The organism is Ruegeria sp. HKCCA0235A, from assembly GCF_013033235.1.
Taxonomy (GTDB): domain Bacteria; phylum Pseudomonadota; class Alphaproteobacteria; order Rhodobacterales; family Rhodobacteraceae; genus Ruegeria.
In genome coordinates, this window is record NZ_WQDQ01000015.1 from 1 (window position 1) to 20892 (window position 20892).

Below are 20892 nucleotides of genomic sequence, written 5' to 3' on the forward strand. Positions count from 1 at the left end.
TGATCGAACAATGGAGGAGACACTACAACACAAAGCGGCCCCACAGTGCACTGGGCTATCGCCCGCCAGCGCCCGAAGCCATCATACCAATGGATCGCAGGCCGACAATGCACCAACAATCAATTTGGACCAGTCAGATGAGGCTGCTCAGTGCAACATGGTCATATCCATCCCAGGTCAGTCTAGCCCTGCTATCAAGCGGGTGATAGATCAAGCTCGCGACTAATTTACAGGACAGTATGACGATAGGAGCCGGAGTCCTGCCCCGGTTTTTCTGTCTTAAAGGGGGCAATAATTTAGTGGCAAAGAACTACAAACAACTTTGTGTAACCGTGCCCGTCCGTTGAAAACGACCTGTCACTGCGCGACTGCTCCTGTTACGCTGCTTGAGCAGCGTAACGCCAGGGGAGGAGTTCGCTGCCTTTGCAGTACCGAGTGCAGCGAATGGCTAAAATGCGCAGAAAGTGGACTTTGCAAAGCACAGCAGACGGCTCAAACCGGGCATTCTTACTAATAGCGGCGTATGCGGCTATGAGCAGGAACTAGACTTCACGGTTGCGCCCCGACAACTTGTGTCCTGAGGAAGCTTCTTTTGTATCGTTTGATTGATCTTCCTTGATCGGTAGGATGGGAAAACCTTCAAAACTAATCCGGGGTCAAAAATGTATAGGTATGTGCTGACAATACTGGCTTTGTGTTGTGCAAGCTTACTTCATGCCGCCGGTATGGAGCGGTGGGGTGAATCCGGGGACTGGACAATTCTGATTGATCCCGAAAAGGGAAACGGCTGTCTCGCGTGGAAGCCCTTTGAAAATGACATGACCGTTGAAATCGGCGCAGCACCCAATCAGGCCGGCGGCTTTTTTGCCGCTTTTAATCCGGCCTGGGTTCAAGTCGAGGATGGGGCGACCGGGGTCGTACAGTTCGATTTTGGTGATGCGAAGTTTGAAGGCGAAGCGGTGGGTGTCTTCAAGAATGGCGTACCTGGTGGCTACGCCTTTTTCGACAACCCGGCTTTTGTAACCGAGTTTGGAAGACGCCAAAGTGTCACGATTATTGGTGAAAGCGGGGCTGAGGTTGAACTAGATCTCAGCGGGTCTGCAAAAGCAATTGAAGCGGTTCTGGCGTGTCAGGCCGAACAGCCGGAACCACTGAAGAACTAGGTGCGTCCGATTACTGCAATTGATCGATGTCTGGCACGCAGGGTTGCCTGTTGGCAGGCATAGCATCAGCGCCTTCAGGGGCCTTGTTTCTGGACCCGCCCACATCAAGCTTGAACTTTGGCGACGAAAGCTGGCCAGTCACATCAAAGGGCCAGGCGCTTCGGGATAGGGGTTTGCCAACGCGCCGCGGCTCCGCTCTTATTGCTATCGTATCATTCAGCCAATCCACTTGCCCCCTTGCAACCAATTGAACCGATCCTGTTTCTATTACGATGGAATTTGAACTGACTTGTCCGGCCTGGATATCAACCGGGGCAACGACGCAAGTTATGTCGGTGTAGCCTTTTCTGAACTCCTCTGAAAACAGCCAGGGGAAAATGCCCAGCCCCGCCAGTTCCAATAAGCTGGTGCTGATATAGCCCTGCGACATCGACAAAGACGCGTTGCCGCGCATCGAGTTGATGAAGGCCTTGCCCGAGGCAGTATTGCCAGAAACGTTGAACTCACCGCTCAAACGGCCATAGGCACCAATTCCAATTCCCAATTCATCAAGGATTTCACCAAATTCCCATCCTGAGGTCGATCCTGACAATGAAAGCCAATCAGGTGAGTCAATCAGGTCCATGACCGCCCGCAGGCTGAAGTTTCCGCCGCCGTAAGACATCTGAAGAGGTCCGAAATCCACGGTTCCTTCTTTGGCAGACATTTGGCTGGAAACAGATGTTACGCCTTGTTGGCCTAAAATCTCTTTGAATTCGATTTGTACCTCGACGTCAGCTTCTGTTAGCACGCGTTGCACATCCAGAAGATCGGCAGGTTTCCCTTTTTCCTTTGGCAACACCAGGGGCTGGACATCTGTCTCCTTCGGCAAAACCAAGGGCTGAACTTCGGCGTCAGGTTCTTTTGAGGCCTCGCCCACCAAGCTTTTCAGTTGGTCCAACACGGCAGTCAGGTTCTTCAGGTCGTTGAGATCGAGTTTTTCGCTTGTGATGTTACCACGGACGACGGGTGCACCTTCGGGAAACTTTGTATCCAATGCTGCAAGAAGATGCGAAGATCCGGCTTCGAACTCGATTGCGGCATCAAAGTCTTCGCCCTGCCTAGAGGTTTCAGCATCGATAGCTAGTGCTCCGATTTCGACAGGTTGCAAGTTGAGCGCGGTCAGAAACTGGGCACCGTCGTCGACATCCAGTTCAACGTCGAAAACGAGACCGGATAGCCCTTTTAGCTCGTTGACAGATAGTGCGAGATCGAGTGCCCAGAGATCGGTGTCGTAAGCAGTCGCGTTAAACCTGTTGAGTGAAACCGGCCCACCCGCGTTGGATATGTTGAAATCGGCTTTGATGCCGCCGAACTGGTCAACGTAGTCTTCATCGAGGTTGGGCAAAATCAACTTGGCGGGCCCGTTTAGCTCCCCATCGAAAGTCACGTCCTGAAGCTGAAGCAGATCGAGGATTTTACCTTCGGCTTTCAGGACAGGCTCTTCAATTGGACCGGCTTGCAGCGCGATGCCCAGCATGGCGAGCCGGCCGTCCGGCATGCGGCGAATGCTTTCGATTGAGGCTGGACCGATTACGTCCAGCCCTTGGTCGAATGCATTGGTTTGGAACAGCAACTTCTCGAATTCGAAGGAAGCCAGGGATCCGACCATATGCATTTCAAAGCCCGTGAACTTCAATTCCTGGATACTTTTTGCTGCTGGTGGCGGCTGTCCTTCGGGATGAAGTCGCGCGTTGAAAAGCAGATCGACGCCCTGAGCGGTGTAGAGGTCATCTATTGAACCTTCAGCTTCGAGTTTCTGTCCATCTTCCAGGCTTACAGTTGTTGTAAACGCCTCAATCTTCAGAGCGTCCTGAGACACGAGCTCAGCCTGCAACTGGCCATTGCCTTCCAGAACGCGTTCCAGCCCGATGACGTCCAGAAAATCACCGAATTCACCTGTGTCCATCTCCAAGACTGCGCGATAGCCGCCCCCTTCGTCTGCCGAGAAGGGCTCGCCATCGTAGCTTACGGTCATTTCGCCAAAACTGGCGCGTGTCGTAAACGGTGCGGCGTGTGGGTAGTCGCCTTCGATTTCGAAAACCTGACCGTTGACGGAGCCGGAACCAGAGACCTTTGTTCTTTGTCCATTATCTACTTGTTCGAGCGCGAGGACCTGAAGGTCAAACACAAAGGAGAAGCCCGAGACCTTGTCGTCGATGTTTAACCCGATTGACCTGAAGCTGACGTTCTTGTCGCTCAGGAAGTTCAGAATTCCACTGCTTCCGGTGTCGATCTCATCGATACTATCAGCGCTCGCGACGTCTTTTTGATCATCCGCCGATACTGTTTCCTCGGACACGGGCTTGGGTGTTGGCCTGTCTTTTTGCCAGCTTATGGTGCCGTCTGCGGCCGTCAGAAGATTTGCTTGGAGGCCTTCCACGACGAGATTGTCAAAATGCAGACGTCCGTTGGTCAAAGCGGCAATGTCCAGCTCCAGTTCCAGTAGGTTCAATTCTACAAGAGGTGACTCCGGCATTGTTTGGCTTGGGATGACTACCCCACCGACGTAAATGCGACTAATGCGTCCAAGCGCGACGCTTACATCATCGTTGACCAAAAGTGGCCGACCAATTTGTTCCGAAAGAACTCTTTCCACAAGGTCGCGCCGCATGTCCGAGAACATCGGAGCAGCAAACAACAACCAAACAAACGCAACTGCTGCGAAAGCGAGAAGTGCAACAAGCCCAATTACCCTAAATAGCCAAACCCTCATGCGCTCCCCTATCGCCGCTTTCGCCGTTCAGTCTCTCACAAGCAGATATTCGGCCCACCTAACTGAACGCCCCTTCTGAACCATATTCGGGTCAGTTGGGCTGTGTCATTATTCGTCTTTGATAGCCCCGCCAGTCGCTTTTATTCTTCCCATCAGTACGCTTGCCCTATTGGTCGAAGCCTCTTCGGAAGTCTGGATTGTTTCAAAAGTCTGAACGTCATCGACCTCCAAAGTGAACGCAGCCTTCATGAGGACAGGACCATCAACAACCAGCATTTCCTTCTGCGTCGGGTCAATCCTGATTTGACCGGTTACAACGATGGGCTCGTAAACTGTCGATGGCGTCCAGGAATCACTCAGGCGCAAACGCACCATCTGGTTCGGAGGCGGAGGCGGCACATGGCTGCACATTCCACGTTCCGGCACGATATATGCCATTTGGGAGCCATCTTCGTCGCGGGGTGCCGGGATCACAAATCCGCCCAACGAAACGGTTGCACCATCGATGTCGACGTTGGCGGCCATACCCGCCTTCTCGCGTCTTTCCATCACAACCCAGCGTTGGGAAATCAGCCAATTTGCATCAACGCCTTCCTCAGCAAGGGTTGTTTCAGTCGCCTCGATATCCAAATTAATCTGATCCAACAGCTCTGGCGTCGATCCACCTTTCTCTAGCTGCGCGCGTAACCGGACCAATCTGCGAAGCGCGTTAAGCTGTTTGCCCGTCAACTCGACGAAAGGATCTTCATAATCCTGAGCGGTTTCATCGACCAAGTCTGCCCATTCGATACGTGCAACTTCCGAATGAGCCGGCAATGCCAATAAGCACGCGGCGATTACTGCAAAGGAAAGACGCATTGTCATATGCTCCTCACTTGTCGGCAAAACAGCGCTTGTTGCCACTGGCTTCGACGGGTCATCATTCAGTTCCTCAGACTCGAAATAACTGTGACTTTTGCTCCTGGGCGAAGCAGCAACTCTGGATTCGGGAACTCGGCCCACACATCCATCAGCTGCGTTTTGGGATTAACCTTGAATGCCCCACCGAAATAACGGCCCTCGTAGGGGTGCAACTGTCCGTCCGGCATCTGCAAGGACAGGCTGAGCCCCTCAAACGCCTCGACATCTGAATCAAATATCTGACGCCGTTTGATGAATTCCTCGTAGGGCACTTTGACGACAACGTAGACAGGGTCGATGTCTAACAGGATCGCCAGCGTTTCGTCCCCCCGTCGTTCTGTGCTCAGATACTGGTACTGCTTGACATGCGGTTGGCTAATAATCCCCGAAAACGGCGCATGTAATTCGGTGAAGCTATACTCGAGCTGTGCCCCTTCATAAGCGAGGCCCGCCCGTTCAGCTGCGATTTCAGCAAGATCGCGGTTCACCTGGGAAAGCTGCAACTCCGCTTCCGGTATCAGCTCTTTCAGGTAGAGTTCCTTTTTTCGGGCCAATTCAGCGTCGGCGAGCCTGAGTTGGGCTGTCGCATCCTTCACAGCTGTTTCGCTTAGCCGCATTTCGATGAAGGGGCCCTTCTTGCCAAACTCGAACAGAAGGTCGCCCTGCTGAACATATTGGCCCGCGTGAAACGTAATTCGGGTGACCACATTGTCGACCAGTGGCGACAGCTCTGCTTCGCGACTTGGCTGTACATAACCCTCAAAGCGTATTGTTTGCGGGGCGTCTGTTGCTCCGGAGTCCTGCGCGAGTGTGACGCCTGCTGTCGAAAGGGTAGCAAGCGCAAAAAGGACAAGAACGGCCTTTATCATCGTAGCGCCTAAGATACAGGTTTTGAACTTGGGCCGGGGTTCACAATATGATCGCCCCGGCCAGCGTCAGGACACACGAGGTAGTTCTTGCCCTGAAACATCGTACTTTCGTCTAGTTGAGAAGATCACCAACGATGCCGACAGCATCAACAACGGTAGACAGGTCATTCGTAACTTCGAGGACTTCACCATCGACCTGAATGTAGCGGTTTCCATTGCCCGGCTCCTTCAGCTTCCATTTGGAAAGATCCCCGATTTCCTCGAACTCTAGGTCAGATGGGAGCTTGGCACCGCGCGTGTAGCGTTTGATTTGACCTGGTGGCACAGCCTTTGGGCCTTTGCCGGGTTTATCTTCGATCTGAATGCTGACATCGTCGTTCTTGCCGCCCTTGTTCGGCTTCTTACCCTTGTTGTCTTTGGCATAAGCATCGCTGCTTCCAAGGATGAAAAACACAACTGATAAGGCTGCGAGAATTCCGTACACGATCTTCATAGATTGTTCCTTTGCTTCCCAACTTCATTCGACCGGCGTTGAAAATTCCGGCACGCGCTTCAGGGCTTCGACCATGTCCGCGCTCGTCATCAGTTCGATGAAGGTGTAGTCTTTCAGAACCCCCTGGCTCAGACGCGAAATATACATGGCCTGCACCATGCCCGGATCGTCCGGGAAGCGGACGGTGATGTAGTTCTTGCCATCGGCCAGTCCCCAGAAATAACTGATCATCTCACCGCCCATTGCGGCGAGGGCAGCGCCCATGTCCTTTTCCCGGTCGGTCGGATTGTCGATCATGATTTGCCAGGCATCGGGGTTTGGTTCCCCGATCCCCAGGTAGTATCGGCTATGAGACTCCTCCGCCGCTGCTCCGGAAAAACCAATCCCAACTGCGCAAAGAGTTACTGCGATTGCCTTGTTCATTGATCGCTCCCCTGTTCAGGATCGACGGCGCAAGGCGCAGGGGTCAATTTTCCGCATACTCTGCTCATTCGAGTGTATTCTTGTAGAAGACGCCGTCTTTCATGATCACGCGAATGGTCTCGAACCCTCGATCACGCGCAGGTGCATCAAACCACTTCGGATTTGCTCCAAGAACCGATAGGTCCTCCAGCGGGTTTCCGTCGACGATCAGGATGTCTGCATAGGCCCCTTCTTCGATCACACCCAGCTTATTGGGATAGGGGTTCCGCCGCCCTGTCAGTTGCGCCAACTCACCCCCTGTTGATGTGGCCGCGACCAGGAAAGCGTGGTTCCCCAGCAATTCAGCGAAATAGTGCTTCTCAAAGTCCCGGTGTGCGCGGCCAAACCCAATAGTGGACAGCACGGTGTCGACGTTATGCACGATCTTGGGCTTGTATTTTTTGATGTACTCAATGACGTTTTCTGACCCGACCAGATATTCTTCCAGTTTTGGTTTCACCGTCGGCATCGAGAAATTCGGATGGTCGAGCAGCGCGGGATCCATGCCTGCAACATTCAAGGCCCAGAAGATACCTTCATCCGCAATGCGTTTGACGGTCTCCTCGCTCACCATTTGAGCGTGCTCCAGTGACTTGACGCCTGCGTCGAGAGCCATTGAGACCGTTTCGTCCGTATAGGCATGGACTGTCACATAGGTATCAAAGAAGGACGCAGCCTCAACGGCTGTCGCAATCTCATCAACGTTGTAGGCAACGGACCAAAGCGGATCGAGTTCGGATGACACGCCGCCACCGGCCATCAGTTTCAGGAAACTCGCCCCGTGCGCGAAGTTAAGCCGCGATGCCTTCCGGATTTCCTCGGGACCATCAGCAATATAAGACAGGTTGAACGTATTGGCGACGTCGTCCGATCCCATGTTGAAGGTTCGCTGCTCGGGGTTTCGCCAGTCGCCATGCCCGGATGTCGGGCCGATGGCCGCACCTGACGCATAGATGCGTGGCCCGTCTACAATCCCCTTGTCGATCAGTTCACGCAGACCTGATCCCATTCCGCCGGTATCCCGCACCGTGGTGTAACCGTCGTAGAGATAGTCGCGGGCATTTTCAGCCGCGGTGGCCCCGATCTGATCCCATTTGGCGGCCTGAAGACCCGAGAAGGATTGCACGAGCCCTGTCGCGTAGAGATGCACGTGACTGTCAATCAACCCTGGCATCAGCGTGCGACCACCCCCGTCAACAAGCGTTGCGTCGGGCGCATCAATACCGTCGGTCGAGACTGTCTTTATGAGATTGCCTTCAACCAGAACATTCGCGTTTTCGATCCGCTCTTCACTAATTCCGTCAAAGATATGCACATTGGTGAACAAGGTTTGCGGGAGCGCGTCCTGCGCCAACGCACCGCTTGCTGCCAAGGAAACAAATCCAGCGATTGCTGTCAGTGAGGCCAGTGTTTTCACGTGTCAGTACTCCCATTTGTCAAACTAAGGGGGCGCGGGATGCCGAGGTAAATTCACCCCGCGCGACACTCAATCGAGTGTATTCTTGTAGATCACGCCATCTTTCATGATCAGGTCGATGTTGTTGGTGTAGTCGACCAGTATCCCGGCATCCTCGACCGGGTTTCCTTCAACAAGCAGTAGATCGGCATATGCGCCTTGTTCGATCACGCCCAGCGGGCCTGCTGTGTAGGGATTGAGTTTTCCTGACAGTGCCAGAAGTGCGGCCGATTTTGACGTCGCCTGTTGCAGGATTTCGTGCGAAGTCCACGCCTCCAGCCGGTATTTGAATTCATCGTTTTGCTTGGTCAGCGCGACGGGATCGCCGATAATGTCGGTGGAGAAAGCCACATTCTCGATCCCGAAATCTTTGATCAACTGCATCTGCTTTCGCGCACCCGCTTGCACGCTGAGGAACTTTTCGGCGGACCCAGGCCCAAGTGCAGTAACAATGGTTTGCTCGTCGATCCCCAGAAGAGAATAGAACGGAACGATCCAGGCATCCGCGTCTTTGATCGCTTGCGCACCGACTTCGGTCATCAGTTGTCCATGTTCAATGCTGATCACACCTGCCTCAATTGAGCGAACAATAGATTCGTCCGTATAGGCGTGAACCATCACATAGGTTCCCCAATCGGCAGCGGCCCGGACAGACGCCTCAAGCTCTTCCGGCAGACCTTGAACGGTGTGTAGGGGATCAACCTGAGAGGATACCCCACCGCCAGCCATGACTTTGATCTGGACAGCGCCAAGGCGCAGGGCTTCGCGGGTCGCGCGCAGTGCTTCCGGCACGCCGTCGGCCAGAAACTCCAGATGCTGGTTAAAGAAAGATGGTTGCGCCCCCATGAAATTGGGATGGGGCTCGGTGTAGACGCGATGCTCTCCATGCCCTGAGGTTTGCGAGATTACTGGCCCAGAGGCGTAGATACGCGGGCCAACGGCCTTACCCCGATCAATCGCTTTTTGAAGACCAATTGCCGGGCCGCCCGCGTCCCGAACGGTTGTGAAACCACGCAAGAGCATTTTCTCGGCCTCAATCGTGGAGACTGCACCCCAGTACATCCAGTCGAAGTTATCGCGCAGGTCCGCCACCGGTTCGGTGACCGTCATATGTACATGTGCGTCGATCAGGCCCGGCATCAGGGTTCGACCACCACCGTCAATGATCTGTGCATTGGCGACGGCCAGTGGTTCCGCTGATACGTCTGCGATCAGGTTGTCCACGACCAGAACGTTTGCGTTCTCAATTCGCTGTTCATCGACACCGTTAAACACGTGCACGTTGGTAAATAGGATCGGAAAGCTTTCTTCCTGCGCAAAACCTTGGCCCGCGATTACCAGGCTTGCAGAAAAGGCTGTCGTGGCCACCAGGTGTTTGAGTTTCGGTGTCATTGAGGCCCTCCAAATACGAATCACAGATGTATGTTTCTGAATATGATTTTAGAGTGATTGCCGGATTTTGCCTGACAGTATGGCGGGCTGCGCCAAATTGATTTGGCATTCTGCATGCTTTTGGCGCCTTTTTGTGTGTTTTCTGTCTTTCTGTCGTTACCTTCATGATATTTGAGGGCGACATGGGCGTATTTGAGCAAAACACAAAGAAGGCCTTGCCGCTGGTTCGGGCATCGGTTGCTGCACCCGTCGTAGCTGCTTTGCGTGGTGCCGGTGTTGAACCGGCTGTTGTTCTGGACCCTCTGGGCGTGAGCGAAGCTCAGGTGATGGATCGCCAAAACTTCCTGCCACACGAGACGATTTATAAAATCCATCAAGCCGCTGCTGATGCAACATCGCCGGACTTCTGCGCGCAAGTTGGTCAATCAATCGACCTTGTTAGGTTTTTGCCGCTTGGTGACATATTGGCCGAGGCGTTGACGCTAGGTGACTTCTTTACGCGCTACACTCAAGCCGTCTCGAAAGAATCCAACGCGGTCACACAGTCTATGCTTGTGGAAGGCGAGCACGCTTATTTCAGTGCCAAGCGGAATTTCAAGTTTTCAGTTTCGCCGGGACAGACCGACGCATTTCTGGCGAGCATCTGGATATCATTACTGCACCGGGTTCTGGATTTTAGGTGGGACCCGAGCCAGATCATCTTACGGGTCAGCGAACCTGACGTGCTGCCCAAGCATTTTCATGGTGTCCAAGCCATCAAGTGTAGCCCTCAGGGCTTTTCGATCCGGTTTCCTTCACCCTGGCTGAGCCATCAATTGATCCCGGAAATATTGGAGAACCCGTCAGACCTTCCTGTCACTGACCCTGACTTTGCGGCACCGCAAGATTTCCTGGCCGGGCTTCAGAGCCTGATCCGAACTCACCTCGGCGAGCCGGGATTTGGTGTAGACGAACTGGCACGCCTATGTGGTTTCCACCGGGAGACATTGAACAATCGGCTGGCCTCTTACGGGCAATCAGCCTCTCAGGTCATATCTGGCGTCAAACTGGAAGAAGCAAAGAAGCTGCTGGGTCCGGCAGAGAAGTCCGTTGGTGAGACCGCACTGCGGCTTGGTTACGCAGACTCCACCGCGTTTTCGAGGGCCTTCCGAAAATGGTCTGGAATGTCGCCGTCGGATTTTAAGAAAACGGTAAAAGAACGGGGCTGAAATACCTGCGCCAGTGCGGTCGCATGCTGCTCGCCGTCGTTTCTTCGGGCATAGGATGTGAACGCTAGCCGAATATATCCCAAGTTTCGCGCACGTTGTGAAAATCTGGTCGAGCGCCTGCAACACCATTCACTCCTGTCCGGTTCCGCTAAAAACTAGAATTGCAAAGTCTTGTTTTGAATGTCCGGTTCGGGCTGCGAGCGCTGAAGCATCTATCTGCAATGGGAAGCTCTCAAACTGGGCTTTAGGGCAATTTAGGTTGACAATTCATCTGTGAAATCGCTGGATTTCTTGGGTAACAATCTTGGAGGTGGTGAACGCTCGCCGCTCCGGTCTGCGGCTGACACCAAATTAGGAGATACGCAATTTCTATCGACAGTTTTGCGGAAACCGAGATTGGAACACACCTCGCCGACGCTGCACGCCATTGCCGCATGGTTTTCTTCACTGGATTACCGGCGTCTGGAAAGTCATTTCTGTTGCGCCAGCAACTATCCATTTCGGTCTCCTTGGGACGTCGCGTACATATCATGCGGTGGGATAAAGGACTCGCGGCGTTTCAGACCGAAGACATACTCGCAAAGTATCCAGATGTTTCAGATGGAACTCATCCGTTGATCCGCAAGGCAGCCGGATTGTGGGGCCGGAGAGCCCTGGCGCGATGGCTGACAGAGACTACCAATCCCACAGACATGATTGTCGGTGAAGTCCCTATCATCGGAAACAGGTTTTCCGAGTTCATCCAGGCGCAGCCGGATCAGGTTGAACCAGCCTTAGCATCCGAGGAAACCACATTCATCTATCCTGTTCCTACAAAGAGCTTGCGTGCCAATCTCGAAGCCATCCGAAGGTCTACGTTTGCGAACCCAAAACATCCCGATGAGGCCAGAGATGCGCCTCCATCGACAATGGAACTGGCCTGGCGTTTGACCTGTGCCAAGGCCGCAGAATTGGGTTTGATCTCTGAGGCGGACAGTCATTCTCCGTACGAGGAGATGATTTATGTGCGGTTTTTTGAGCACCTACTGCAACACCGAAACGCCATCAGAATTGGGGTCGATACGATTTATTCAAATGCCGGGTCAGCCCATGATCTGGGGGCGAATGTTTTAGAGCTCAATGCAAGCCCGGATGAAGTACGGTGTGTAATCGCAGAGGTAGAGGCTGCTTTTACAGTCGAGGAAGCTACCCGAGACGTTGAAAACTGGTATCGGGTGTAGCCTCGTGCAAAAGTTCGCTCTTTGGCGTCTTGGAAACTGCAAAGTCTAACTGTGCATGTCCGCTTTGGGTTCGCGCCGCCGAAAATACACAGCGCAGAGAAACGCGTAATTGAGGCCGCGCTGTTTGGACAAACGAGTTAATGTCGGTGTCAGCCGGTCAAACCTGACGCCCGTAGCCCATCGGCAAGACGTTCAAAATCATCCTGTCGCCGCCACATAGACCGAAACCCGCGGGCAAGGCTATCTACCGTCTCATCCTCAACCACAATACCTCGACTTGTGAACTCATCGTGACGTTCGGTGACAAATTCTCGCAACGCGTCGGAGGCGTCTCGCTCTCGTCCGAGCCGCGCGTAAGACGCAGCGACAAAGGCAGTGGCCAGCGAGTTAAGCCGCGCTGCTCCCATTAGAAAATTAAGCACTGCTTCATAGTTGCCGTTGAAAAATTCAACCTGCCCCATAATCCAGTCGATGGCAGGCGGATGCAGCGGATCCAACCCCATAGCCTCTGAAACTACTTCGCGCGCCTTTTCGTGCTGGCCCAGCAGTAGGAAAGCATAGCCGCACCAAGCCATCGACTCCGCCTCGCTTTCTATCATGGAAAGTGTCTTGTTGAATTGCGCTTCGGCCTCGCTCCACAGTCCGGCGCAGAGATAAGCAAACCCAAGCTGGTCCTGAATGTAGACGTCCCGGTTATCCAGTGCCACGCCCTTTCGGGCGATCTTCAACGTGTGGGCCGGTGCGTCAGCGTCCGCCAGACCAAGCCACAAGTCTATGACATATGTGTCCGAAAGATACATGTAAGATCGCGCGATGGTCGGATCGAGCGCGACCGCTCGTTCCAACAACGCTCTCGCCTTGGCCGTATCTCGTGCGTTCAAGCCGTCGCGTAGTGCCTTGCCCTTGAGCATCAGATCATAGGCCTTCATCTGATCCGTTGGTTTCTGTGTCGAACGGTCGACGACATCGTGCTGGACCCTGCCTGGCAACACTGCGACGATATTTCGGGCCACCTCGTCTTGTACCGCCAGAACGTCCTCCAGTTCGTGGTCGTATCGATCCGACCAGAGTTGAGTACCTGTACGGGCGTCAGCGAGCTGTACCGAGATCCTCACGCGGCTGCCAGCCTTCCGCACGCTGCCTTCAACCAGGTAATCTGCGCCGAGCGCCTCCGCGATTTTAGCCGGATCTGTGTCTTGTGTTCGGAACCTGAATGACGCGTTTCTGGAAACAACCTTAAGCGTCCGAAAACGCGATAAGCCCACAATAATGTCTTCCGCAATCCCATCGCTAAAGAATGCCTGCTCGGGGTCATCGCTCATGTTGTGTAGAGGCAAGACCGCAATAGTGGCTTTTCCTGAGGCTTCAGGCCGAGGCGGTTCACCGCATACTGCGCTTGACCCGCCAATGCGCCAAGCATGTACCGGTTCGGCAACGTTCTTTACCGTGTGCTGACCAGCATCCTCCCAGGCAACCGATATACGGTTCCCGACCACACGGTAAAACAGCGTCCGACACCAACACACCGCCGGGCGGGGCAAGCTGCTCCAACCTGGACGCAAGGTTCACACCGGACCCAAAAACATCGCCGTCGCGCATGATGATGTCGCCAAGAGTGACGCCGATGCGAAAGCGAAGCGGGTCGGAGCCCACCACCGGCGAATTTTGCCATTCAACCGCGCAGGAAACGGCATCGACAGCGCTGTCGAAACTGGCGAGCAGACCGTCACCCATCTGTTTGACGATGCGACCGTAATGTCGACCGACAAGCGGAACAGCGGTTTCGTCAATGTACGCTGAAAGGACTTCGAGCGTGCCTTTTTCGTCCCGCTCCATCCGGGCGGTAAAGCCGACAAGGTCAGCAATCAGGATGGCCGCCAGCTTTCGCTCCACGTATTGTCCTCCTTTCTGTTTCATACTGGTCGCTAAGTGTTTAGACTATGCGAAAGTGAACAGGGGCGGTGTCTGATCTTGCCTGAAAGCTGTTTCAGCTTTGGAAAGTGCTGCGATACGTCTGCTTTATCAGCTCAGTGGGCAAACGGCCTTTTTTGTCCTCATCTTGCGAAACTTCATGGCCGCTTTGGGTTGTTGCTATCCATTCGAGTTGAACACCAACAACGGTTATATCAAGTGAGCCGGCGTCCATCTGAAAAGGCTTTTCTCATATTCGGTAATTGAGTTCGAAAGCCACTTCTGAAACACTTTTGCCGCTGGGCGAACTGGTCCAGGCAGCGTGACGAGGTGATATCCGATCTGCGGGATTGGATCATCGAATAGCGCCACGAGATCTCCAGACTTCAATTCATCAGAGATGAATGCCGGAACGGTCGCCCCGACACCATCACCCCGGCGGATTCCATCAAGCAGCATGTTGCCCGGCAAGCGAACAACTCTCCTATCGTCATCGGGTGGTACTCCAACCTTTTCCAACCACAGGTCAAATTCGACCGAAGCCTGTTCCTAAAGAAGAGTAAAGTCGAGCAATTCAATTGGGTCTTTGAGCACTCGCTCCCCAATCAATTCTCTTGCAGCGACCACAGTCAGACAGCCAGGTAGCAACATTTGCGAGACCAGTCCCGACCAACGCCCGGTGCCGTATCGAATGGCTATGTCAATGCCCCCTGGTTTGAGGTCGACTGCCTGGATTGTTGAGTCTATCCGAAGCTCGATATCCGGAAACTCCTGAACAAACGTCGATAGACGCGGCATAAGGAATGCGCTTGAAAACATCGGTGTGGCACTGACCACCAGCGGGCGAACCGCCTCTGCACTTGATATGCTCTCAGTCAGGGACGCCATTGAGGCGAATGCTTCATGTAAACCCGCCGCTAAGAATTCCCCCTGTGCGGTCAGAGCGATACCGTGTCGCGTCCGAGAAACAAGCTGGGTTCCCAGATGCTGCTCCAGTCCTCGGATTTGTTGGCTGACCGCGGAGTGGGTCACATTCAGTGCCGCTGCCGCGCGGGTCAAGTTTCTAAACTCTGCGGCGGCGGCAAAGGCTCTGAGAGACGTCAACGAGGGTAACGCGTGCCAATCCATAAGTCAGAAAATCTTACAATACAGAAAAATTTACAACTACGCGATTTCTCAATTCTCACGCATGTTGACGTGAAACACCAATGACCAGAACGGGAGGGAACCATGGCAACGCTTGCGGTACTCGGATTGGGCAACATGGGTTCGGCGCTGGCGCATTGCCTGCTCAAAGCAGGTTACAGCGTCTGCGTCTGGAATCGGACACCTAAAAAGACCAGATCGTTTGAAAGTGCAGGTGCAGTTATTTGCGCATCGCTAGAAGATGCTGTTGCGGCGTCTGATTTCATCATCGTCTGTATCAAAAGCCACAAGGAAACCTTCGATTTGGTCAGCGGGCTAAGTGTTTCCTTGAAGGGAAAAACAATCTGCGACATGAGCACCGGCGATACGTCCGATGCCGATACACTAGTCTCATTTCTCAGCGAAAAAAACGCAGACTACATGTTGGGCATGATCAATGCCTACCCTTCAGGCATCGGTAGCAGCGACACCACTATCCTCACCGTGGGCAGTGCCGGAACCTGGGATCGCTACGGCGAAGTGATAAGGTCTCTGGGGGGAAAATCCGCTCAGATCGGTGAGAAACCCGCAGCTCTTGCAGCACTTTTTGCCGGTCTCTTCACTGTCCGGCAGGGGTTCATGTTTGGGATGATATACGGCGCACTGGTTTGCCAGAAAGCAGGTGTTCCGATGCAGGTCTATGCCGATCAACTCCCTGCCACGATCAAATTGGTAAATGACTATTACGATCTCTTTGCCCGAACTGTTCCGACCGAGGACTATGACGACGCTGAAGCCTCGTTGAAAGTCTACGCATTGGCCCAGGAGGACGCTCTAAAGACGTGCGTTTCTCTGAATGCACCGGCTGACTTTATCCGAATTATGCATGACCGCACAAAAGCGGCGTGGGAGGATGGATATGGAGACAAACAATTAACCTCTTTGGTCAAGCACATGACGGAAGCCTGTTGATATCGAACGCTTACTGTCAAAATGGCCATTCGACTTGACAAACAATCGGCTGCAAAGTTGCGTACATGGGACTGCGAAGTTTCGTCGCCAATGTCCGGTTTGGGCTGCGAACGGCCTACTATGTTAACCGCATAGAACGGCAAAATTGAGCCTAGAGAAGTGGTTCGACTAGTACCTCTCGATTCAGAATATTATGCCAGTTTATGCGGTTCCCACTGGTTGTCGATCCGAGACGGTGTCATTTGGCCGCGTTGCAATATAGCCTTTGAGCTTATCTTTGATTTCACGACACGCCGGATCGTCAAACAGATTAGTTTGTTCAAACGGATCCGCAACCAGGTCGTACATTTCGCCCGCGCCAGAGTTTAGTTCCAAAGTCATCTTGTGTGTTTTCGTACGAACCGTACGCAATTCCAAAGCGACACCTACGCGCCCAGGCAGTAGGCCCCACTCGTTAAGTGCAAAGTCGCGACCACCGTCGGTCTCCCAGACCTCACGTAGACTCGTGCCATGCTGTGTTTGCAACGGTTTCGCCTGCCCATAGTCCAAAAAGGTCGGCCCCAGATCGAGTGTTGAGACTGGCTCGTCCACGGCTTTACCAGCAGGGATACCTGGGCCGCGCACAATCATTGGCACTCTTAGCAAACCCTCATAGTGCATCGGGCCCTTAAGGATAAGCCCATGATCACCTAGCCAATCACCATGATCAGAGATGTAAATCACTATTGTATTCTCACCCAAACCCGCTTGTTGGAGGGCAATAAGCATGCGTCCGACTTCATGGTCAATATAGGCGATCTGGCCATAGGTATTAGCAATAATCTCGCGTAGTTGCTCATCTGTTTGGGGCGCAATCCGGCTGTAAGCCTTGCGCACATCTGCAAATTTAGGGTCTGCCGGTTCATTCTCCATCGCCGCGTTATGCCACCACGGCTTACCCTGAAAACTACGGGTGCGGTTGGGTGGTAGGTCCACATCTTCCGGTTTGTGCAGCCACGACCAAGGTTCGGGACAATCAAAAGGGTGGTGCGGATCGGGAAAACTCACCCATGTGCAGAATGGCTTTTCTTCATCGCGCCCATGTTTCAGCCACTCGATAAACCGATCCGACGTCCAGCTCGTATTGTGAAACGCGGTGGGCAGCTTGGAATGCCACGTCTGCGCGGCATCCTTGGTGTCACCTGCGTTTTCCCACATCAAATTTGTGCGTTCATCCCCGCGCCCATCGGCGTGGTAAAATCGCTCATAATGCTGACCCAATGGTGGCTTCACTGGTGCCCACCAATTGTGCCCGACCAACATCAACTCAAGATGCTGAAATCCCATATAGGGTCCGTTCCAATCCGCACCATAATCAGCGCCAGATTGAAGGCATTCGGGCGTGCCGGTGGGCTCGTAAGTGTGGTAGGTAGAAAAGTGTGCCTTTCCGAAGAAACTGGTCTGATAGCCGGCCGCAGCCATAGCTCCAGCCCAGCCCTTACCGCCAACTTCAGGATCGAGGTCGATACCGTTGTCGTGCACCCCATGTGTGCGGCAGAGCTGCCCTGTTAGGATTGAGGCCCGCGCTGGCTGACAGACCACAGAAGGCGTGATGCAAGATGTGAAATGTGTGCCGTCTGCGGCCAGTTGATCCAGATGAGGCGTCTTCACCTTTCGCCCCATGAAGCCAAAACAATCCGCACGGTGCTGGTCTGCCGAAATCAAAAGGATGTTGGGACGGCTCATCGTTAGGCCTCCTTGCGGGAAAGACTAGAGAAAAAAACAACGACAACAGCCAGCGCCATAAATGCTGCGGCTATGGGATTATTGAACAGGAACCATGCATCACCGCCGGTTGCGGCAAAGGCCTGGCGCGCAGTTTCTTCGAGGTTGCCGCCAAGAATAAAAGCAATCACGAAAGGTAAGGGCGACATACCCACACGGCGCATTAGATACCCCAGCACTCCAAATCCAACCGCGAACCAGATCGCCGACATGCGTGCCTCTTGGACATAGATCGCTGTAAACGTCAGCAACAGCACAACGGGCAGCAGCATGTGTTTTGGGATGCGGATCATGTACCCCACGACCCGCATAAACCCGCCTCCGATTGTCCAATTGAAGAGGTTTGCGAGCATCATGATCGTGAAAAGACCAAAGGCCATGACCAGTTCTGGGTTAATTCCGCCTGTGGTAAACTTGAAAACCGAAGGGCCGGGGTTAAAGCCGCCAATACTGTCAGCGGCGAGTATCAAAAAAACTGCTGCGGCATTTCCAGGAATGCCGAGGCTGAGAACCGGAATAAGGTTTGCCCCGGAAACCGAACTGTTAGCTGCCTCAGTCGATGCAATGCCCTCTGGCGCGCCTTTACCAAACTGCGTTTCGTCGGGTGACTTTTTGGCGTGACGCCGACTTCCAGTTGTAAAACCGAGCGTCGCGGCCAAAGTGCTCCCAACGCCGGGCAATGCCCCAATGGCTGTGCCGATGACGGCAGAACGAGCGATATAAGGTGTGATGCGGCGAAGATCAGAGCGACGCAAATGCTGGTCACCGATTTCATTGTAAGTCAGCCGCTTTTGGGTGTGGCGGTGGTCATACCAAAGGTCCTCAATAGACTTAAAGACCTCGCCAAGGATTAATACGCCAAGAATTGCGGTCGCAACTGGAAATCCTTGCGCCAGCGTCTGCGTCCCCATTGTAAGGCGCGGATAGAAGTCTTCACCCGTGCCGATGTAAACCGCCAACAGTCCGAGCCCCATTGAAATCAGCCCTTTGCCGACGGAGTCCCCTATTACCGAAGCAATGAAGGCAAGCGACAAGACCAACAGCGCGGTTTTCTCAGGCAAATCCAGATAAGCTTCTACAAGCACAGCTAAAAACGGCGCGCACAGGATCAACACAATATCCGAGAAAGTGTCCCCTGATGCCGAACTCACGTGCGCGATTTTTAAGGCCTTGCGTGCCTTGCCAGCCTGCGTCATCGGATAACCGTCAAGTGTGGTCATGAATGCATCTGGTGTGCCGGGTGTATTGAACAGAATCGCTGGCACTGCGCCGCCAATCGTGGCCCCTTTCATGATCCCTATCAAAAAGCCCATTACGGGCAATAGCGCATCAGGAGAAAAGCCGAAGATTGAAATCAAAATAGGCAGTGAAATTGCCATCGCCATCGGCCCTGCCAAACCCGGAGTTGCTCCCACTGCAATGCCCAATAAGAAGCCGAACAGCACCATCATCGGGGTCACCGGAACACCAAATCCAGCAATCGAAAAGAGGTCTGGCCCGTGAAACACCGCCGCGACACCAAGTTGGATGTAGGTCCAAACCTCCATCAAACGTCCCCGTTGGGCGGCAGTAAAAGATCGTCAAATGGCACGTCATAGAGTAGGATCAAAAGAGTGGTCGAGACCACACCAATCAAAAACGCGCGAAAGGAGGAATGCCCCTCAATCATTGCGATGAGCGCAGCAATCATCACGGTTCCACCGAAAAAATATCCGACTATGTTCCAAGGAGCGGTTGTGCGCAAAGATGCATAGTTTTCACCTGCACCAGTCAGAGCTACTGCTGCTGGACCTGTCCAGCGCATGATGGCAAAACACACCAAAAGCAGCACTAGTAACGTGGCAAGAAACCTTAAGTTGGCAATGCGCAAGCGTCCATCCATTTCCGATAGCCGCTGAATAGCCAAAAGCATCCCCCCAACACCGATAAAAACCGCTGCCAACGTAGGCGCGAAGGCGTCTCCGATGGATACTTGACGGCGCACTTTTTCAATCAGCCCGGTATCCGTATCCATGGGAACCCACACAAGAGCGATAAACAGCGCGACCACAATGGCACCAAATGCCAAGGCGCGATTTGTTGCTTTCTCAGGGGACATACGCCTGTCTCTTTGATCCACGATGACTGGTGGCGAAGTATGACTGCCCCACCCAAAAGCGGGGCAGATTGATTATTCAGATGCAGCTTCCAGCAACTCACCCGCCTTGTCATATTCGGCTTGCAAACGCTGTTGCAATTCGTCGCCATTCTGGATCAATGGCCCACCAAATGCCTTAGTGATCATCGCGTTCGACTTTGTTCCTTCGGTCGAAATCGCGGTTCCAATAGCGGTAGCCAATGCATCACGTACCGTTGTGTCCATACCGGCTGGACCTACAAAAACAAAGGCACCGTCAGAGTCGAACTCAACGCCAAGATCCGCAAAGGTCGGTGCATCTGGCGTCTGTTTCAGCGGTTCGGACAGCGCCGATGCCAGATTGACTAGGTCACCGGCCGCCACACCCTTGCCCTGGATACCTGCCATGAAACCTAGATCCATGTCGCCCGCGTTGACGCCATTCATAACTGCGCGACCGCCTTTGACCGAAACAATGTTGAAGTCTACGCCTTGCGCTTTGCCTAGCAGATACGCCAGATCGGCTAGACGTGGGCTCATAACACCAAAACGGAGTTCTTCACCGGCATTAGCCGCGGCTACTACGTCCTCAAAACTATTCCAGCCTTTAGACGAAAGTGACACAACCCCCATTTGGAACCCGGCCGTGGTGGTGATGCCGGTGAAATCCGATGGGCCAACGCCCGCGTCTGCCGCCCGCATGTTGTACCCAAGTGTTTCCGTCACGACCATGCCAATCACGGATCCGTCGTTCGGCATATCCTTAATTGCCATCGCAAGGTTCATCCCGCCCTTGCCAGTCACTTGCTCGGGAATGAATTCCCATCCGGTAGCCGCTTCAAGATCTTCCGCGATTAATCTGGCCTGGGTGTCAGCTCCACCCCCTGCCGCAAATGCGATCATCAGCTTAATGGGTCCGGGTGGTACCCAGTCCTCGGCCTGCGCGGATACGGCCAGCGCCAAACCAAGAGCAGTAACAGCGATGGTCTTAAGTGCTTTATTCATAGCGTTTCCTCCCTAACGCGATCCACCAAGCATCGCCGGAAATAAGTTGACCTGTCAACTAAAATCGGTTGACGTGTCAAC

The 20892-nt window shown here is 53.7% G+C and carries 20 protein-coding genes; 5 read left to right on the forward strand and 15 right to left on the reverse strand.

The annotated features are described in order from the left end of the window. Both GOW56_RS21910 and GOW56_RS19780 read left to right on the forward strand, forming a co-directional pair. A partial coding sequence (locus tag GOW56_RS21910) for a transposase (RefSeq protein WP_254447264.1) occupies positions 1 to 206 on the forward strand: 206 nt, incomplete at its 5' end. Between the two features lie 612 nt (positions 207 to 818). Next, a complete protein-coding gene (locus GOW56_RS19780; protein ID WP_254447265.1) occupies positions 819 to 1163 on the forward strand; it encodes a hypothetical protein in 345 nt (114 codons plus the stop codon). Between the two features lie 10 nt (positions 1164 to 1173). Here GOW56_RS19780 and GOW56_RS19785 read toward each other — a convergent pair whose 3' ends face one another. The 7 genes from GOW56_RS19785 to GOW56_RS19815 all read right to left on the reverse strand — a co-directional run bounded on the left by GOW56_RS19785 (position 1174) and on the right by GOW56_RS19815 (position 9490). Next, positions 1174 to 3918, reverse strand: a complete 2745-nt coding sequence (locus GOW56_RS19785; RefSeq protein ID WP_171206952.1) for an AsmA family protein — start codon at positions 3916 to 3918, stop codon at positions 1174 to 1176. 108 nt (positions 3919 to 4026) lie between these two features. Then, a complete protein-coding gene (locus GOW56_RS22140) occupies positions 4027 to 4920 on the reverse strand; it encodes a DUF3299 domain-containing protein (protein WP_171206953.1) in 894 nt (297 codons plus the stop codon). Then, complete coding sequence (locus GOW56_RS19795; RefSeq protein WP_171206954.1) at positions 4842 to 5687, reverse strand: efflux RND transporter periplasmic adaptor subunit; 846 nt, start codon at positions 5685 to 5687, stop codon at positions 4842 to 4844. The genes GOW56_RS22140 and GOW56_RS19795 overlap by 79 nt, the downstream gene beginning before the upstream one ends. Before the next feature lie 112 nt (positions 5688 to 5799). Beyond that, positions 5800 to 6180, reverse strand: a complete 381-nt coding sequence (locus tag GOW56_RS19800; protein ID WP_171206955.1) for a hypothetical protein — start codon at positions 6178 to 6180, stop codon at positions 5800 to 5802. Positions 6181 to 6204: 24 nt separating this feature from the next. Next, positions 6205 to 6603 (reverse strand): hypothetical protein, encoded by a 399-nt coding sequence (locus GOW56_RS19805; RefSeq protein ID WP_171206956.1) that lies wholly within the window; start codon positions 6601 to 6603, stop codon positions 6205 to 6207. 64 nt (positions 6604 to 6667) lie between these two features. After that, positions 6668 to 8059, reverse strand: a complete 1392-nt coding sequence (locus GOW56_RS19810; protein WP_171206957.1) for an amidohydrolase family protein — start codon at positions 8057 to 8059, stop codon at positions 6668 to 6670. A gap of 69 nt (positions 8060 to 8128) precedes the next feature. Further along, positions 8129 to 9490, reverse strand: coding sequence for an amidohydrolase family protein (locus GOW56_RS19815; RefSeq protein WP_171206958.1), 1362 nt, complete (start codon positions 9488 to 9490; stop codon positions 8129 to 8131). A gap of 182 nt (positions 9491 to 9672) precedes the next feature. Here GOW56_RS19815 and GOW56_RS19820 point away from each other — a divergent pair, with 182 nt between their 5' ends. Beyond that, complete coding sequence (locus GOW56_RS19820; RefSeq protein ID WP_171206959.1) at positions 9673 to 10698, forward strand: AraC family transcriptional regulator; 1026 nt, start codon at positions 9673 to 9675, stop codon at positions 10696 to 10698. Between the two features lie 479 nt (positions 10699 to 11177). Further along, positions 11178 to 11918 (forward strand): hypothetical protein, encoded by a 741-nt coding sequence (locus GOW56_RS19825; RefSeq protein ID WP_171117769.1) that lies wholly within the window; start codon positions 11178 to 11180, stop codon positions 11916 to 11918. A 149-nt stretch (positions 11919 to 12067) separates the two neighbouring features. Here GOW56_RS19825 and GOW56_RS19830 read toward each other — a convergent pair whose 3' ends face one another. From GOW56_RS19830 to GOW56_RS19840, 4 genes are all read right to left on the reverse strand, one after another. Then, entirely contained in the window at positions 12068 to 13240 is a 1173-nt protein-coding gene (locus tag GOW56_RS19830; RefSeq protein WP_254447266.1) for a hypothetical protein, read from the reverse strand. Positions 13241 to 13298: 58 nt separating this feature from the next. Further along, positions 13299 to 13811: an adenylate/guanylate cyclase domain-containing protein gene (locus tag GOW56_RS21920; RefSeq protein WP_371807923.1), complete on the reverse strand. Its 513-nt coding sequence runs from the start codon at positions 13809 to 13811 to the stop codon at positions 13299 to 13301. Positions 13812 to 14039: 228 nt separating this feature from the next. Continuing rightward, positions 14040 to 14300: a hypothetical protein gene (locus GOW56_RS19835; protein ID WP_217358845.1), complete on the reverse strand. Its 261-nt coding sequence runs from the start codon at positions 14298 to 14300 to the stop codon at positions 14040 to 14042. A 78-nt stretch (positions 14301 to 14378) separates the two neighbouring features. Further along, positions 14379 to 14957, reverse strand: a complete 579-nt coding sequence (locus GOW56_RS19840) for a LysR family transcriptional regulator (protein ID WP_217358846.1) — start codon at positions 14955 to 14957, stop codon at positions 14379 to 14381. Between the two features lie 102 nt (positions 14958 to 15059). Here GOW56_RS19840 and GOW56_RS19845 point away from each other — a divergent pair, with 102 nt between their 5' ends. Beyond that, a complete protein-coding gene (locus GOW56_RS19845; RefSeq protein ID WP_171206963.1) occupies positions 15060 to 15926 on the forward strand; it encodes an NAD(P)-dependent oxidoreductase in 867 nt (288 codons plus the stop codon). 201 nt (positions 15927 to 16127) lie between these two features. Here the strand turns inward: GOW56_RS19845 and GOW56_RS19850 are convergent, their stop codons facing one another. The 4 genes from GOW56_RS19850 to GOW56_RS19865 form a co-directional block, all read right to left on the reverse strand. Then, positions 16128 to 17651, reverse strand: a complete 1524-nt coding sequence (locus GOW56_RS19850; protein ID WP_171169406.1) for a sulfatase-like hydrolase/transferase — start codon at positions 17649 to 17651, stop codon at positions 16128 to 16130. A gap of 2 nt (positions 17652 to 17653) precedes the next feature. Then, a complete protein-coding gene (locus GOW56_RS19855) occupies positions 17654 to 19237 on the reverse strand; it encodes a tripartite tricarboxylate transporter permease (protein ID WP_171169404.1) in 1584 nt (527 codons plus the stop codon). Then, positions 19237 to 19788: a hypothetical protein gene (locus tag GOW56_RS19860; RefSeq protein WP_171169402.1), complete on the reverse strand. Its 552-nt coding sequence runs from the start codon at positions 19786 to 19788 to the stop codon at positions 19237 to 19239. The genes GOW56_RS19855 and GOW56_RS19860 overlap by 1 nt, the downstream gene beginning before the upstream one ends. Before the next feature lie 72 nt (positions 19789 to 19860). Next, a complete protein-coding gene (locus tag GOW56_RS19865; protein ID WP_171169400.1) occupies positions 19861 to 20811 on the reverse strand; it encodes a tripartite tricarboxylate transporter substrate binding protein in 951 nt (316 codons plus the stop codon). Between the last annotated feature and the right edge of the window lie 81 nt (positions 20812 to 20892).

Coding starts and splice junctions, on each gene's coding strand:
- GOW56_RS19785 (WP_171206952.1), bottom strand. CDS start 3,918: ATGAGGGTTTGGCTATTTAGGGTAATTGGGCTTGTTGCACTTCTCGCT.
- GOW56_RS19850 (WP_171169406.1), bottom strand. CDS start 17,651: ATGAGCCGTCCCAACATCCTTTTGATTTCGGCAGACCAGCACCGTGCG.
- GOW56_RS19815 (WP_171206958.1), bottom strand. CDS start 9,490: ATGACACCGAAACTCAAACACCTGGTGGCCACGACAGCCTTTTCTGCA.
- GOW56_RS19855 (WP_171169404.1), bottom strand. CDS start 19,237: ATGGAGGTTTGGACCTACATCCAACTTGGTGTCGCGGCGGTGTTTCAC.
- GOW56_RS19860 (WP_171169402.1), bottom strand. CDS start 19,788: ATGTCCCCTGAGAAAGCAACAAATCGCGCCTTGGCATTTGGTGCCATT.
- GOW56_RS19830 (WP_254447266.1), bottom strand. CDS start 13,240: ATGAGCGATGACCCCGAGCAGGCATTCTTTAGCGATGGGATTGCGGAA.
- GOW56_RS19805 (WP_171206956.1), bottom strand. CDS start 6,603: ATGAACAAGGCAATCGCAGTAACTCTTTGCGCAGTTGGGATTGGTTTT.
- GOW56_RS19780 (WP_254447265.1), top strand. CDS start 819: ATGACCGTTGAAATCGGCGCAGCACCCAATCAGGCCGGCGGCTTTTTT.
- GOW56_RS19795 (WP_171206954.1), bottom strand. CDS start 5,687: ATGATAAAGGCCGTTCTTGTCCTTTTTGCGCTTGCTACCCTTTCGACA.
- GOW56_RS19845 (WP_171206963.1), top strand. CDS start 15,060: ATGGCAACGCTTGCGGTACTCGGATTGGGCAACATGGGTTCGGCGCTG.
- GOW56_RS19800 (WP_171206955.1), bottom strand. CDS start 6,180: ATGAAGATCGTGTACGGAATTCTCGCAGCCTTATCAGTTGTGTTTTTC.
- GOW56_RS19840 (WP_217358846.1), bottom strand. CDS start 14,957: ATGGATTGGCACGCGTTACCCTCGTTGACGTCTCTCAGAGCCTTTGCC.
- GOW56_RS19820 (WP_171206959.1), top strand. CDS start 9,673: ATGGGCGTATTTGAGCAAAACACAAAGAAGGCCTTGCCGCTGGTTCGG.
- GOW56_RS19865 (WP_171169400.1), bottom strand. CDS start 20,811: ATGAATAAAGCACTTAAGACCATCGCTGTTACTGCTCTTGGTTTGGCG.